The sequence below is a fragment of the Streptomyces sp. NPDC054842 genome, from assembly GCF_053611025.1.
The window spans coordinates 30,176-45,372 of the sequence record NZ_JBSGZN010000001.1; the positions used below are offsets into that span (position 1 = coordinate 30,176).

Annotated in this window: 12 protein-coding genes; 4 read left to right on the forward strand and 8 right to left on the reverse strand. The window is 75.0% G+C overall.

The features are described 5' to 3' along the window. The first annotated feature begins 66 nt into the window (after positions 1-66). Complete coding sequence (locus ACWGIS_RS00130; protein ID WP_453360130.1) at positions 67-1,068, forward strand: WD40 repeat domain-containing protein; 1,002 nt, start codon at positions 67-69, stop codon at positions 1,066-1,068. A gap of 477 nt (positions 1,069-1,545) precedes the next feature. Here ACWGIS_RS00130 and ACWGIS_RS00135 read toward each other — a convergent pair whose 3' ends face one another. Then, positions 1,546-2,163: an ABATE domain-containing protein gene (locus tag ACWGIS_RS00135; protein ID WP_453360131.1), complete on the reverse strand. Its 618-nt coding sequence runs from the start codon at positions 2,161-2,163 to the stop codon at positions 1,546-1,548. A gap of 86 nt (positions 2,164-2,249) precedes the next feature. On the opposite strand from ACWGIS_RS00135, the gene ACWGIS_RS00140 reads away from it, so the two are divergent. Beyond that, the gene (locus ACWGIS_RS00140) at positions 2,250-3,038 is read left to right on the forward strand and encodes an MBL fold metallo-hydrolase (RefSeq protein ID WP_453360132.1); all 789 of its coding nucleotides are present in this window, start codon (positions 2,250-2,252) and stop codon (positions 3,036-3,038) included. A gap of 135 nt (positions 3,039-3,173) precedes the next feature. Here ACWGIS_RS00140 and serC read toward each other — a convergent pair whose 3' ends face one another. The 7 genes from serC to ACWGIS_RS00175 form a co-directional block, all read right to left on the reverse strand. Then, on the reverse strand, positions 3,174-4,292 hold the full coding sequence (gene serC, locus ACWGIS_RS00145) for a phosphoserine transaminase (RefSeq protein WP_453360133.1): 1,119 nt from the start codon (positions 4,290-4,292) through the stop codon (positions 3,174-3,176). A gap of 234 nt (positions 4,293-4,526) precedes the next feature. Further along, on the reverse strand, positions 4,527-5,774 hold the full coding sequence (locus tag ACWGIS_RS00150; protein WP_453360134.1) for a cytochrome P450 family protein: 1,248 nt from the start codon (positions 5,772-5,774) through the stop codon (positions 4,527-4,529). Beyond that, positions 5,771-6,994, reverse strand: a complete 1,224-nt coding sequence (locus tag ACWGIS_RS00155; RefSeq protein WP_453360135.1) for a cytochrome P450 — start codon at positions 6,992-6,994, stop codon at positions 5,771-5,773. The genes ACWGIS_RS00150 and ACWGIS_RS00155 overlap by 4 nt, the downstream gene beginning before the upstream one ends. Next, a complete protein-coding gene (locus ACWGIS_RS00160; RefSeq protein ID WP_453360136.1) occupies positions 6,991-7,650 on the reverse strand; it encodes a GTP-binding protein in 660 nt (219 codons plus the stop codon). Before ACWGIS_RS00160 ends, ACWGIS_RS00155 begins: the two co-directional genes overlap by 4 nt. Then, entirely contained in the window at positions 7,631-7,978 is a 348-nt protein-coding gene (locus ACWGIS_RS00165) for a DUF742 domain-containing protein (protein ID WP_453360137.1), read from the reverse strand. The genes ACWGIS_RS00160 and ACWGIS_RS00165 overlap by 20 nt, the downstream gene beginning before the upstream one ends. Continuing rightward, positions 7,975-8,382 carry a roadblock/LC7 domain-containing protein gene (locus ACWGIS_RS00170; protein ID WP_453360138.1) on the reverse strand — a complete coding sequence of 136 codons (408 nt, stop codon included), beginning with the start codon at positions 8,380-8,382 and terminating at the stop codon, positions 7,975-7,977. Before ACWGIS_RS00170 ends, ACWGIS_RS00165 begins: the two co-directional genes overlap by 4 nt. Continuing rightward, on the reverse strand, positions 8,379-10,244 hold the full coding sequence (locus ACWGIS_RS00175) for an ATP-binding protein (RefSeq protein ID WP_453360139.1): 1,866 nt from the start codon (positions 10,242-10,244) through the stop codon (positions 8,379-8,381). The genes ACWGIS_RS00170 and ACWGIS_RS00175 overlap by 4 nt, the downstream gene beginning before the upstream one ends. A gap of 258 nt (positions 10,245-10,502) precedes the next feature. On the opposite strand from ACWGIS_RS00175, the gene ACWGIS_RS00180 reads away from it, so the two are divergent. Both ACWGIS_RS00180 and ACWGIS_RS00185 read left to right on the forward strand, forming a co-directional pair. Further along, positions 10,503-13,577: an FAD-binding and (Fe-S)-binding domain-containing protein gene (locus ACWGIS_RS00180; protein ID WP_453360140.1), complete on the forward strand. Its 3,075-nt coding sequence runs from the start codon at positions 10,503-10,505 to the stop codon at positions 13,575-13,577. Between the two features lie 432 nt (positions 13,578-14,009). After that, complete coding sequence (locus ACWGIS_RS00185; protein ID WP_453360141.1) at positions 14,010-14,981, forward strand: EamA family transporter; 972 nt, start codon at positions 14,010-14,012, stop codon at positions 14,979-14,981. Positions 14,982-15,197 lie beyond the last annotated feature (216 nt).

A 15,197-nucleotide genomic window follows, 5' to 3' on the forward strand; every position in this document is an offset into this window, starting at 1 on the left:
GCGGCGGGCGGGGTGTGAGGATGGCCACCCGGACCGAACGGCGGGCGCGGATGGCAGGCTTGGCGCATGCGCCGACCCTTCGCCTTCCTCGCCGCGGCCCTGCTCGCCGCCTCCGGAGCCCTGCTCGCCGTGGCGCCGGCCGCACCGGCGGCCGCCGACGACGACGGGGGGTTCACCATCGAGGACCCGCGGATCACCGAGTCGAGCGGGCTCGCCGCCTCGCGTCAGCACCCCGGCGTCTACTGGACCCACAACGACAGCGACGACGGCCCGTACCTGTACGCCGTCGACAGCCGGACCGGGAAGACGGTCGCCACTCTCACACTGACCGGCATCGGCTCGCCCCGCGACGTCGAGGCCGTCTCCATCGGGCCCGGCAACGAGATCTGGGTCGGCGACATCGGCGACAACTTCGGCGGCCGGTGGGACCACGTGTGGCTCTACAAGCTGCCCGAGCCGAAGAAGCTGGCGGACACGACAGTCCGCGCCACCCAGTACGTCGTGAAGTACGCCGACGGCCCCCGGGACGCCGAGGCGATGATGGTGCACCCCAAGACCGGGCGGGTCTACATCGTCTCGAAGAACGAGGACGGGGGCGGCCTGTACGAGGCGCCGGCGCAGCTCTCGGCCTCCGGGACGAACGTCTTCCGGCGCGTCGCCGACATCGACCTGTGGACCACCGACGGGGCGTTCTCCCCGGACGGCCGGCAGCTCGCCGTCCGCGGCTACCTCGGCGGCATCGCCTATCGCTGGAACGGGGGGAAGCCCGAGCGGCAGGCCCGGCTCGACGTGCCGCTCCAGGGGCAGGGCGAGTCCGTCACCTACACCGCCGACGGGTCCCGTCTGATGTACGGGACCGAGGGCGAGCGGAGCACGGTCCAGCCGGGCGGCGTACCGGGGTCCGGCGACGGCAAGTCCCCGTCAGGAGGCGGCGGTTCGGCGAGCGGCGAGAGCGACGGGGACGGAAGCGCGGCGGGCGGCACGAAGGTCGGTACCGGCGCCCTCGTCGTCGTGGCGATCGCGGCGGTCGCCGTCTTCGGCGGCCTCCGGCTGCGCCGACGGGGGTGAGCGCCCCGCCGCACGGGCGAGGCGCGGGCGGTGCGTGAGAGGACCCGCGAGGCGGGGGAGTGAGCGCGCCTCGGGAAGACCGGTGCCGGTTCCGGTGAGCACGGCGTGCCCGGAAGCGCCGGTGGGCGGCCCCAGTCCCGCTCCCACGGCGTCGACGGCCGGTGCGGCGGCCCGGAAGGCACCGGCCGGTACGGCGGACCCAAGGCACCGGTCGTACGGCGAACCCCGGAGGTACCGGTCGTACGGCGGACCCAAGGCACCGGTCGTACGGCGAACCCCGGAGGTACCGGTCGTACGGCGGACGCGGAGGCGACGTCGTGCGGCGGACCTGGAGGTGGCGCTCGGCAGGGCGAACCCCGAGGCACCCGTCGTACGGCGAACCCGAAGGCACAGGCCGGTATGGCGGACCCGGGGGCGCCCGCCGGTACGGCGGGACGCTTCCGCACGCTGCACGGCCCCGCACGGGCCGACGGGCCGTCAGGCCGGGGTGCCGCCGCGCCGGGCGTAGGCGCGGGCGGCGCGGGCGCGGTCGCCGCAGCGCGTGGAGCACCAGTGGCGCCGGCCGTGGGTCCGCAGGAGGAAGCGGTCGCAGGGGGGCGAGCCGCAGGCGGCCAGCAGGTCCGCGTCCGGGCCGGTGAGCAGGTCGGCGGCGTCGGCGGCCAGGGTCGCCAGCGCGTGGTTGACGGCCTGGTCGGTGGGATGGGCCCGGACGCGGCGCAGTCCCCGGGCCCCGTCCCGGGCGAGCAGCGGCGCGGTGGGCAGCGCCGTGAGGGCCTCGTTCACCGCCACCAGGGACTCCTCGGGCGGAGGGGCGTCGCCGACGCGGGCCGCGAAGAGGGTCCGTACGTGTACCCGCAGGGTGCGCATGCGCTGGGCGCACATCTCGTACAGCCGCACGTCCGGCGTGGCCAGGCCGCCGTCGACGAGCCAGCGCCTCGCGGACTCGGGGGTGGCGAGCAGGTCGTAGCCCTGGTCGCCGGGCAGGTTCGCCGTGGTGTCGGCGAAGTCCAGGCTGCGGTACCGATCGGTGCCCGGAGCAGGGGGCAGGGTCGCCTGCGGGATCTCGGGCGCCGGGGGTTTCTGCATGGTTCTCATGGTAGTGCTTGTGTTTTTCCGTGACACCGGCCTAGTCTTCATCACGGAAACCATTGAAGTTATCCGTGAGAAACGAGGGTGTGGACATGTCCCGGCAGAACACCGCGCAGTTCCCGGTCCGTACGTTCGGCGGCCCGACCGCCCTGTTCGAGTACGGCGGCCTGCGCTTCCTGACCGACCCGACCTTCGACGGCGCCGGTGACCACCCCTCCCAGGGGCCGACCCTGGTGAAGACGGCCCCCTCCACCGCCGACCCCGCCGACCTGGGCCCCGTCGACGTGGTCCTGCTCTCGCACGACGAGCACGCCGACAACCTGGACAGGTCCGGCCGGGCCTTCCTCGCCGAGGTCCCCCTCACGCTCACCACGACCGGTGGCGGCGAGCGCCTCGGGGACGGGGCCAGGGGCCTGGCCGACTTCGAGTCGGTCGAGCTGGAGCGGCCGGGTGGCGGCACGGTCACCGTCACGGGTGTCCCGGCGATCCACGGCCCCGGCAAGCGCGAGGACGTCGAACCCCTCAGCGGCCAGGTCATCGGCTTCGTGCTGACCGGCGAGGGCCTGCCGACCGTCTACGTGAGCGGCGACAACGCCTCGCTCGACGCCGTCCGGGACATCGCCGAGCGCTTCGCCCCGGTCGACACCGCCATCCTGTTCGCCGGCGCCCCGCGCCTCCCCATGCTCTACGGCGGCGGGCTGCTCGTCCTGGACAGCGTGCAGGCCGCCGAGGCCGCCCGCATGCTCGACGCCGGGCGCGTCGTGCCCGTCCACCACGACAGCTGGGCGCACTTCACCGAGGGCCGCGAGGAACTGGAGGCCGCCTTCGCCGCCGCGGGCCTGGCCGACCGCCTGGACGCGGACTGGACGCAGCGCGCCTGACCTACGGGCGAGGCGGGGCCGGTGCGCGGGCGCAGGGCGCCGGTCCCGGAACGACCGGCGGCGGTCCGGCCGCCCCGGAAAGGCGAAGGGCGCCCGGTGACCACCGGGCGCCCTTCGTCGTCGTACGGAGAACGGTTACAGCTTCTCGATGACGTAGTCGACGCACTTCGTCAGCGCCTCGACGTCCGCCGGGTCGATCGCCGGGAACATGGCGACGCGCAGCTGGTTGCGGCCGAGCTTGCGGTAGGGCTCGGTGTCCACGATGCCGTTGGCGCGCAGCACCTTGGCGACGGCGGCCGCGTCGATCTCGTCCACGAAGTCGATCGTGCCGATGACCTGCGAGCGCTTGGCCGGGTCGGTGACGAACGGCGTGGCGTACTTGGAGTCGTCGGCCCAGCCGTACAGCCGGCCGGAGGAGTCCTTCGTACGGGCCGTCGACCAGTCCAGGCCGCCCTGGCCGTTGATCCACTCGAGCTGCTCGTTCAGCAGGAACAGGGTGGTCAGCGCCGGGGTGTTGTACGTCTGGTTCTTGCGGGAGTTGTCGATCGCGGTGGGCAGGGAGAAGAACTCCGGCACGTGCCGCCCGCTCGCGTGGACGCGCTCGGCGCGCTCGATCGCGGCGGGGGAGAAGACGCCGATCCACAGGCCGCCGTCGGAGGCGAAGGACTTCTGCGGGGCGAAGTAGTAGACGTCGGTCTCGGTGATGTCGACGGGCAGGCCGCCGGCGCCGCTCGTCGCGTCCACCAGCACCAGGGAGCCCTCGTCGGCGCCGGCGACCCGCTTGACGGGCGCGGCGACACCGGTGGAGGTCTCGTTGTGGGTGAACGCGTAGACGTCCACGCCCGCTTCGGCGGACGGCTCGGGGTGCGTGCCCGGGTCGCTCGTGATCACGGTGGGCTCGGCCAGCCAGGGGGCGAGCTTCGCGGCCTTGGCGAACTTCGACGAGAACTCGCCGAAGCTCAGGTGCTGCGACTTGTTCTCGATCAGGCCGTGCGTCGCGACGTCCCAGAACGCGGTGGAGCCGCCGTTGCCGAGGACGACCTCGTAGCCCTCGGGCAGCGAGAACAGCGCGCTCACGCCCTCGCGGACCTTGCCGACCAGGTTCTTGACCGGAGCCTGGCGGTGGGAGGTGCCCAGCAGGGAGCTGCCGGTGGCGGCCAGGGCGTCCAGCGCCTCTGTCCGCACCTTGGAGGGACCCGCGCCGAAACGGCCGTCGGCGGGCTTGATGTCGGAAGGAATCTGGATCTCAGCCACGACGGGGAGCCTAGCGTTCACGGAAACCCGGGTGAAACGTCGTCCGTCGGGTGAGACGCGGGCCGAACCGCCGGATCCCCGCCCCCTCCGCCCCTTCCCGTCCCGCCTCGCGGGGGCCGCGCCCGCGTGTCCCCGTGTCCCGGGTCCCCATGTCCCCGCGTGTCGCGCTGAGGCGCTCGCCGTCGTACGCCGGACGGGGTGGAGCGCCCGTCCGGCGTACGGCAGGAGGCGGTGTCAGTGCGCGCGCAGGCGCACCGGCAGGGCGAACAGGTCGTTCTGCGTGACCACCGGCTTGTTGCGGAGTTCGCCCGCCGGGACCGCCAGGTCCAGGTCGGGGAACCGCTCGTACAGGGCTGGCAGCGCGACGCCCGCCTCCAGGCGGGAGAGCGCGGCGCCCGGGCACACGTGCGGACCGTGCCCGAAGGAGATGTGCCGGTTCGCGGACGTGCGGGTGATGTCGAACTCGCCCGCGGTGGGCCCGTGCGCCCGCTCGTCGCGGCCGATGGCGCCGTAGGACACGATGAGCGCGTCGCCCGCCGGGATCACCTTGTCGCCCACCGGCACGTCCTCCGTCGCGAACCGGATCAGGACGTGCGAGGTCGGCGTCGAGTGGCGCAGGGTCTCCTCGACCACGGCGGACCAGTCGGCCTCACCGGACAGGACGAGCGCGCGCTGCTCCGGGTGGGCGGACAGGTTCACCACCGCGTTGACGATCAGGGAGATCGTCGTCTCGTGACCGGCGGCGACCATCAGCTGGAGGGTGGAGACGATCTCCTCGTCGGTGAGGTGGTCGCCGTCCTCCGAGGCGAGGATCAGCGCGCTGGTCAGGTCGTCGCCCGGGTCGGCCCGCTTCGCGGCGACGGTCTGCGCCATGATCCCGGCCAGCTCGGTCAGCGTGGCGATGACCTCGGCCGGCGGGGTCTGCGTGGAGAAGAACTTCTCGAACAGCACCTTCAGCCGCGGCAGTTCGGCCTCGTCGATGCCCATCAGGTCGGCGATCACGTACATGGGCAGCGGGTAGGCGAACGCGGCCTTCAGGTCGACGGTCCCGTCGCCGGCGGCGGCCAGTCCGTCGAGGAGCCCCTCCGTCAGCTCGGCGATCCGCCCGCGCATCCGCTCCACCCGGCGGGGCGTCAGGGCCTGCGCGACCAGCGTGCGCATCCGCCGGTGCTCGGCGCCGTCCACGGTGAGCATGGAGCGGCCGGGGTTGGCGAGCCCGATGAGCGGCCAGTCCGGGGCTATCTCGCCGCGCTGCCAGGCACCCCAGACGTTGATGTCCTTCACCAGCCGCGGGTCCGTGAGCAGCGCGCGGGCCTCGGCGTGGTGGGTGACCGCCCACACCGGGACGCCGCCGGGCAGCTCCACGGCGGCCAGCGGCCCCGCCTCGCGCAGCCGGGCGCTCTCCGCGTCGAGGTCGGTGACGAAGGGGTCCAGGGCGATCCGCGTGGTCTCGGCGTCGGCCGGACTCGTCTGGGTGGTCATGCGGGCGTGCCTCCAAGGGCCGGGGTCGGGGTGAACCGCACGGGCAGCTCGGTGAGACCGCGCAGCCAGGGCGAGGGGCGGCGCGCGAGCGCGTCGGCGGGGACGGCGAGGTCGATGTCCGGCAGCCGGTCCAGGACGACCTCGATGCCGGTCCGCGCGATGACCTCGGCGACCTCCTGGGCCGGGAACGGACAGCGGTGCTCGCCGTGGCCGAAGGAGAAGTGGGCGTTGTTGCCGCCGGTCAGCGCGGAACCGTCGGTGCGCACCTGCGGGTCGGAGTTGGCGCCCTGAAGGCCGAGCAGCAGCAGGTCGCCGGCGCGGACGCGCCGCCCGCCGAGCTGGGTGTCGCGCGACGCCCAGCGGCCCGCCACGTTCTGGGTGGGCGTGTCCTCCCACAGGACCTCGTTCATGGCCTCGGCGACGCTGTTGCGGCCGCCGAAGAGGGAGGCGGCGAAGCGCTCGTCGGTCAGCATCAGGCGCAGCGAGTTGCCGATCCAGTCCGCGGTCGGCTGGTGGCCCGCGGCCATCATGACCATCAGGTCCTGCATGATCTCCTCGTCCGTGAACCCGGAGGGGTCCGCGAGCATGCGGGAGACCACGTCGTGCGCGGGCTCGGCCTTGCGCTCGGCGAGCAGCCGGGCCATGGAGGAGGCGAGGTGCCGCTGTCCCTCCAGCGCGCCCTCCCGTCCGTTGATCATGTCGTTGAGGGCGGTGACCAGGCCCGGGCCCTCCTCGTCGGAGAAGCCGTACAGCCGGGCCAGTACGCGCACCGGCAGCAGGGCCGCGTAGTCGCCGATGATGTCCGTCTCGCCCTTGGCGCAGACCGCGTCGATCAGTTCGTCGGCGAACTTCTCGGCGTGGGCGCGCAGTTCGAAGGGGTCGACGCCCTCCAGCGCGTTGCTGATCATCGCGGCGCGCTCGCGGTGGCGCTCGCCGACGGTGTAGAGGATCGAGGGCTGCTTGCGCCCGATCATCGGCAGCAGCGGCCAGTCGTCGGGGACGCGGTCCCACTGGTTCCACAGGTCGGAGTCCCGGCTGAACAGCGCCGGATCGCCGGTGACCTGGTGCAGTTCGCGGTAGCCGAGCACCAGCCACGCCGGTATGTCCCCGTCGAGGACCACCGGGGTCACGGCGCCGTGCTCGCGCCGCATCTCCCGGTACAGCGCCGCGGGGTCGGTCTGGAACCTGGGCCCGCTCAGGGGCACGGGGGCGGAGGTCACAGGGCCAACTCCGGGGATTGCAGGGTGTCGCCGGGGGTCCGGGCGGCGGGGACGGTGCCGCCGGCCGGCCGGGACGCGTACAGGGTCTGGACGTGCTCGACGAGGGTGATCAGCACGTGCTTGCTGGACGCGCGGGAGCGGGCGTCGCAGTCGAGCAGCGGGACGTGCGGGTCGAGGTCGAGGGCCTCGCGGATCTGGGCGGGGGTGTGGGCCGGGCCGCCGAAGTCGTTGCAGGCGACGATGAACGGCGTGCCGTGGTGCTCCAGGCGGTCGATGGCGTACCAGGAGTCGTCGATGCGCCGCGTGTCGACGAGGACGACCGCGCCGAGGGTGCCGGCGAACAGCCGGTCCCACAGGAACCAGAAGCGCTCCTGGCCGGGCGCGCCGAACAGGTAGAGCACGTTGTGCGCGTCCAGGGTGATCCGGCCGAAGTCGAAGGCGACGGTGGTCGCGGTCTTGCCGCGCACCTCGCTGATGTCGTCGACGGCCTCGCCGGCCTGGGTCATCGTCTCCTCGGTGTTGAGGGGACGGATCTCGCTGACCGAGCGGACCAGGGTCGTCTTGCCGACGCCGAAGCCGCCCACGACCACGATCTTGAGGCCGTTGTCGGCGGTGGCCCCGAGGGGGGTCCGCGCGTCAGAGGTTACGGAGTCCAACGAGCACCTGCTCCAGGATGTCGGGATCGGGAAGAGCGTCCTTCTGCGGGTGGCGGGCGCTGATGCGGCCCGCCGCGAGGAGGTCGGAGAGCAGGATGCGGGTGATGCTCACCGGCAGCCGCAGCTCGGCCGCGACCTCCACGACCGCCGTGGGGCTTCCGGTCAGCCGCAGGATCGCGGCGTGCTCGGACTGCATGCCCGGCACCGGATCGCACTCGGCGACCACCAGCGTCACCAGGTCGAACGGGGTGTCGGGCCCGGACCGGGTGCGCCCTCCGGTGAGGGTGTAGAGCCGGTCGGGGGCGTCGTCCCTGCCGGGGCGGCTCATGACGTACGCGGCTGCGCGCTCAGGTGTTCGCCGAGTTGCTCCACGAGTTCGCTCATGTTGTGCCCGACGAGCCCGGCGTCGGCGTCCTCACCGGTGACCACGGCGAGGTGGGCGCCCTCGCCGGCCTCCACGATGAACAGGACGCCGCCGTAGAACTCGGCCATGGCCGAGCGCACGCCGCCGCTGCCGTCGCCGAACTCGACAGAGGCGCCGTGGGACAGCGACTGGATGCCCGCGGCGATCGCGGCGAGCTGGTCGGCCTGGTCGACGGAGAGCTCCGGCGTACGGCACAGCTTCAGGCCGTCGCGGGAGAGCACGAGCGCGTGCCGGGTGCCCGGGGTGCGCTCCAGCAGGCCCTCGATGAGCCAGGTGAGCTTCTCGTCGGCGGTGGTGGTGCCGGTCATGGGGTGGTGTCGCCTTCCGGGTGCGAGGGGGAGTGCGCGTGTGAGGGGCTGGCGGGGGCGTCGGCCGGTGCGGGCGCGGAGTCCCGTACGGCCTCGTCGGGGGCGGTGGGGGCGGAGCCGGCCGGGTCGGGGCGGGTGGTCGCGGTGGTGTCCCCGCGGTCGTTCCGGGCGCGGTCGGCGTCCTCGGCGTTGTGTCCGGCGCGTGCGGTGTCCGGCGCGGTCTCCGGGGCTGCGGCCGTGCCGCGGACGGCCTGGCGGAAGCTGCCGAAGCGGGCGACGCGCGCCCTGGTGTCGTCGGCGGACGGGGTCTCGCGGTCGGTCCTGCCGTGGCCGTGGGCACCCTGGGCGCGGCGCTCGGCGGCGGCGAGGGTGCGGCCCCGGCGGCGCTTGGGCAGTCCCCCGGTGGCGCTCGCGCCGGTGTCCTGTCCGGCCCGGGGCGACTCGTGGGTGGGCAGCGGGTCCGGGTCGAGGTCGGCGCCGGCGCGGGCGGCGGCGTACGACACCGGGGGCCGGGCCGCTGTGGGCTGCTCCGGGGACCCGGGGCCGGTGGCGGTCTCGGGGGCGGTGGCGGACGCGGCCGGCGTGGCGGACGGGGTGAGGGCCGGGGCCGTCGCCGGGGCGTCCTGCGCGGGGGACCCGGCGAGGGGGGCGGGGCGGGTGGCGGCGGGGGCCGCCTGGGGCGTCAGGAGGTCCTGGGGGACGAGCACCAGGACGCCGGTGCCGCCGCGCGCGGACGGCCGGAAGGACACCTTGAGGCCGTGCTTGCGGGCCAGCCGGCCGACCACCGCGAGTCCGAGCCGGGTGCCGGTGAGCCCGCCCAGTCCGGCGATCTCGCCGGACACGGCGCTCTCGGCGCGGCGCAGCTGGACGTCGCCCATCACCAGGCCGCTGTCCTCGACGGAGACGATGACCCCGGCGGGCACCTCTTCGACGTAGACGTGCACCTCGGCGGTCGGCGGCGAGAAGTTGGCCGCGTTGTCGAGGAGTTCGGCGAGCGCGTGCATCACGCCCTCGGCGGCGTGCCCGGAGACGGCGGCCTCGCTTGCGGAGTGCACGCGCACGCGCTGGTAGCCGCTGATGCGGCCCATCGCGCCGCGCAGGATGGACTCCATCGGGATCGGGCGGGCCCAGCGGCGGCCGGAGCGGGCGCCCGCGAGGACCGCGACGGAGTCGGCGAGACGGCCCGCCTGCGCGGTGCGGTGGTCGAGGTGCAGCAGGTCGGTGAGGACCTCCTCGTCGGAGTGCCGCTCCTCCATGGCCCGCAGGTCGGCGAGCATGCCGGTGGCCAGGGCCTGCATCCGCCCGGCCGCGTTGGCGGTGGCGGAGACGGCGGCGTCCCGGGCGTTCTCGGCCTGCCGGGCGCGCTCCGCCAGCCGGGCGTTCTCGTCGGCGAGCCGGGCCCGGTCCTCGGTGAGCCGCCGGCGCTCGCGGTCGGACTCCTCGGTGAGCCGCGCGCGTTCCTGCGCGAACTCCTCGGTCAGGCGTACCCGTTCGCGTGCCGCGTCCTCGGCGAGCCGGGCCCGGTCCTGGGCGAGTTCGCCGGCCAGTCGTCCGCGCTCCCGCGCGAACTCCTCGGCCTGCCGGGCCCGTTCGTGCAGCAGCCGGCCGGTGTCCGCCGTCACGGCGTCGAGCCGGCGGCGCAGCACCTTGGCCGTCTGCGCGGCGCGGGTGGCCACGGTGACGGCCGCGCACAGCAGGACGGCGCCCGCGCCGGCGCCCCAGGCGAGGGGCGCGCGCACGGACTGCGGGGCGAGGACGACCGAGCCGACGACCACGAGGGCGGCCAGCGCGGCGGTGAGCAGCGGGGCGGGCGCGACCGTGCGGAAGGTGGGCCGATCGCCTGGGGGGAGGGGCGCGGTCATGAATCGTGTCCTCGGTCGGGGCCTCGGTCGTGTTCTGGGCGAGAGTCTTGTTCTGCGCGTGAAGCGACACCTGATGCCCAACAGCCGGTCACTATATGAGAGTTCGTGATCGAATTGGGAAGGTTCCGTTTCTGGTCTCGGAATCCGGCCGCATTTCGCCGTGTTCGTGGCATGCGCGTACGGGCACGCGGCGCGCGAGGGCGGCCCCACGGCGCGCGGCGGCGGGCCGGCGGCCGTGTCCGGAGGCATCCTGGAGGCATGACGGAGCTCGGGCGGCAGGGCGCGAAGGGTCCCGCGGGACCGGGGACGGACGGCCCCGGCGGACCGGACGCGGCGGACCCCGGAGAACTGCGGCAGGCGCTGGCCTCGGCCGTGCGCGGCGAGGTCTCCTTCGACACCACGGCACGCGCGCTGAACACGATGGACGCGTCCAACTACCGGCGCGTACCGCTCGGCGTCGTCGCCCCCAGGGACGCCGACGACGTGGCGGCGGCCCTGGCCGTGTGCCGGGCGCACGGCGTGCCCGTCGTGCCCCGGGGCGGCGGCACGTCGATCGCCGGGCAGGCGACCGGCACCGGCGTCGTCCTCGACTTCACCCGGCACATGAACCGCCTCCTCGCCCTGGACCCCGGGGCCCGCACGGCCGTGGTCCAGCCGGGCCTGGTCCTCGACCGGCTCCAGGCGGCGGCGGCCCCGCACGGCCTCCGCTTCGGCCCGGACCCCTCGACCCACAGCCGGTGCACGCTCGGCGGCATGATCGGGAACAACTCGTGCGGCGCGCACTCGGTCGCCTGGGGCACGACGGCGGACAACGTGCGCGAACTGTCCGTCCTCACGGCCCGCGGCCTGGCGCTGCGCCCCGCCGGGGACTGGGCGGGCGCTCCCGACGGACTGCGCCCGCTCGTGGAGGCGGAGCCGGCGCGGCTGCGCACCGGCTTCCCGGACCTGCCGCGCCGCATCTCCGGCTACGCGCTGGACGCGCTGCTCCCCGAGCGGGGCGCGGACGTCGCCCGCTCCTTCTGCGGCTCCGAGGGCACGCTCGGCGTCCTGACGGAAGCGGTCGTCGGCCTGGTGGAGGCCCCGCGCTTCCGTGCCCTCGCCGTCCTGGCGTACACGGACGAGAGCGCGGCCGCGGAGGCCGCCGCGGGCCTGCTGCCGTACGGGCCGCTGACCGTGGAGGGCATGGCGGCGGACCTGGTGCCGTCCGCCGCGGGGCTGCCCCGCGGCGGGGCCTGGCTGTTCGTCGAGACCGGCGGCGACGACCCGCGCGAGGCCCGCTCGCGCGCCGACGCGATCGTGCGGGCCGCGGACGTCCTGGACGCCCTCGTGGTCACCGACCCGGCCGGGCAGCGCGCCCTCTGGCGCATCCGTGAGGACGCGAGCGGCACGGCCACCCGGACGGCGGGCGGCGGCGAGGCCTGGCCCGGCTGGGAGGACTGCGCGGTGCCGCCGGCCCGGCTCGGCGCGTACCTGCGGGACTTCCGCGGCCTGCTCGCGGCCCACGGTCTGCGGGGCACGCCCTACGGCCACTTCGGCGACGGCTGCATCCACGTCCGCGTCGACTTCGACCTGTTGACGAGCGCCGGGGTGGCCCGCTTCCGGCGCTTCTCCGAGGAGGTGGCGGAGCTGGTCGTGTCCCACGGCGGCTCGCTGTCGGGCGAGCACGGGGACGGGCAGGCGCGGGCGGAGCTGCTGCCCAGGATGTACGGCCACGAGATGGTCGCCCTGTTCGAGCGGACCAAGGCGGTCTGGGACCCGGACGGCCTGCTCAACCCGGGGATGCTGGTGCGCCCCCGCCCGCTGGACGGCAACCTGCGCTTCGCGGTGCTGCCGCGCGAGCCGGTGGACGTGGCCTTCGGGTACCCGGCGGACGGCGGAGACTTCCGGGCGGCCGTGCGGCGCTGCGTGGGCGTCGCCAAGTGCCGCGCGCAGGAACCCGGCCCGGGGGTGATGTGCCCCTCGTACCGGGTGACCGGCCAGGAGGAGCACTCCACGCGCGGGCGGGCCAGGCTGCTGCACGAGATGCTGGCCGGCGAGGTCGTGACGGACGGCTGGCGCTCGACGGAGGTCAGGGACGCGCTGGACCTCTGCCTGTCCTGCCGCGGATGCCGGAGCGACTGCCCCGTCGGCGTCGACATGGCCACGTACAAGGCGGAGTTCCTCCACCACCACTACGAGGGGCGCAGGCGTCCCGCCGCGCACTACACGATGGGCCGGCTGCCGGTATGGCTGGAACTCGTCGCCCGGACCCGCACGGCCCGCCTGGTCAACTTCCTCGCCGCCGTACGCCCGTTCGCGGCCCTGGCCAAGCGGCTCGCCGGCATCGCGTCCGAACGGCGGCTGCCGCGACTGGCCCCCGTGCCGTTCAGCCGGTGGTGGTCACGCCGCCTCCGGGACCGGGCGCGGCGTCTCGTCCGTGGGGGGCGCGAGCCGCTGCCCGGCGCCGGGCGGGACACCGTCGTCCTGTGGCCCGACACCTTCACCGAGCACCTCTCGCCCGCCGTGGGCCGGGCCGCCGTACGCGTCCTGGAGGCGGCCGGACTCACCGTCCTGCTGCCGCCCGGGTCCAGACCGAAGGCGTCACCGGTCGGGGACGGGACGACACGGGGGCCGATCCGCCCCGGCACCCTCGCCGGGCGCCGCCGGGCACGGGTGTGCTGCGGCCTGACCTACGTCTCCACCGGCCAGCTCGACCGCGCCAGGGCGGTGCAGCGCCACACCCTGGACCTGATGGAGCCGCTCCTGGACAGCGGGCTGCCCGTCGTCGTCCTGGAACCGAGCTGCGCCGCCGCCCTGCGCACCGATTTGCCGGAGCTGCTGCACGACGACCCCCGCGCCCCGCGGCTGGCGGCGGCCGTGGTCACCTTCGCCGAGGCCCTGGAACGGCACGCGCCGCACTGGACCCCGCCCCGCGTCGGCCGTCCGGCCGTCGGCCAGACCCACTGCCACCAGCACGCCGTCCTGGGCGACGCGGCGGAGCGGCGGCTGCGCGAGGCGGCCGGGCTGACCGGCGCCCTGACGGGCGGCTGCTGCGGCCTGGCCGGCAACTTCGGCTTCGAGAAGGGCCACTACGAGGTGTCGGCGGCCTGTGCGGAGGAGCGGCTGCTGCCCGCCGTGCGGTCGGCTCCCGAGGACGCGGTGGTCCTCGCGGACGGCTACTCCTGCCGCACCCAGCTCGACCAGCTCGCGGGGCGCCGGGGCCGGCACCTGGCGGAGGTGCTGGCCGAGGCCCTGGACGCCGCACCGGACACCCCGGACGCCGCACCGGACACACCGGACGCCGACCCGAACACCCCGGACGACCGGCCGGAGGCGCCACCCATGACCCGCTGACCGACTCGCCGGAGGCGCCACCCGGGACCCGCTGACCGACGCGCCGGACGCGCCACCCGGGGCCCGCTCACGTGCGCGCGGGGGGACGCGCCGGACGCCGGGCCGGGGCCGGGCCGGGCCGCCGGGACTGGACCCGCCGGCCCACGGGTGCCGTCGCCCCGGGGGGCCGTCCGACGGTCGGTCTCCGGTGGTGCCGCTTCCGCGGGGTCACCCCGGTCGTCCGACCGCCGGTCCATCGGTGCCGGCGCCCCCGGGCAGCCGCTGACCGTCCCGGCTCCTGGACGGTGGCCACCTCCGCGTTGTACGGAGGTGACGTGTCGCAGGGCGTCGTAAGCTGCAAAAGAGGTTCACAACCCTGACGGAGTCCATTACTCTGGACTTGAAAGTTCAGCGTGATGCACGCTCATCGATCGACCCCCTTGGACGGCCCCCGTGACTCTCCCCAGCGCCGACCGGCCTCCCGTGGTCGCCGCAGCCGCGACGGCGAGCGAGCCGTCCCTGGCCGCGGCGGCCGGGTCCGCGACCGAGGGCGGCAGCCGGGGCCGCGGCGCCCTCGGTCCCGTCGGCCTGGTCCTCGCGGGCGGGATCTCCGTCCAGTTCGGCGGCGCCCTCGCGGTGAGCCTGATGCCGCGCGTCGGCGCGCTCGGTGTCGTGACCCTGAGGCTGGTCGTGGCCGCGATCGTGCTGCTCGCGGTGTGCCGGCCGAAACTGCGCGGGCACTCGCGCGCGGACTGGGGCACCGTCGCGGTCTTCGGCGTCGCCATGGCCGCCATGAACGGGCTGTTCTACCAGTCGGTCGCCCGCATCCCGCTCGGCCCCGCCGTGACCCTGGAGGTGCTCGGCCCGCTCGCCCTGTCCGTGATCACCTCCCGCCGCGCGGTGAACCTGGTCTGGGCCGGTCTCGCCCTCGCCGGCGTCTTCCTGCTCGGCGGCGGAGGCTTCACCAGCCTGGACCCGGTCGGCGTCGCCTTCGCGCTGGGCGCGGGCGCCATGTGGGCCGCGTACATCGTCTTCAGCGCGCGCACCGGCCGCCGCTTCCCGCAGGCCGACGGGCTGGCGCTCGCCATGGTCGTCGCGGCGGTGCTGTTCCTGCCGCTGGGCGTCGCCGAGTCCGGCGCCGACCTGCTGGTGCCGTCCACCGTCGCGCTGGGCGCGGCCGTGGCGATGCTGTCCTCCGTCCTGCCGTACACCCTCGAACTGCTCGCGCTGCGCCGCCTGCCCGCCTCCACCTTCGCGATCCTGATGAGCCTCGAACCGGCCATCGCGGCCACCGCCGGGTTCCTCGTCCTGGACCAGGCGCTCTCCCTCTTCGAGACACTCGCCATCGCCCTCGTCATCGCCGCGAGCATGGGCGCGGTACGGACCCAGGTGGGCCGGGGCAGGGCCAAGGGCCTGGATTCCTGACCGCCCCCTGTGGCCGCTGGGCCCTGGGCCCTGAGCCCTGAATCGCCGCACGCCCGCGCCCCCGCCGCTCCTCCCCGCCACGGAGGGGAGGCGGGGGCGCAACCGTTCCCGAGCCGCCGCCGCGCACGCACCGCATGAATTAATGCAAGCACGCTTGATTGTTTCTGGCGCCGCTGCCATGCTCCCTGCACGCCGTCGTCCCCGAGGGGAGCGCAT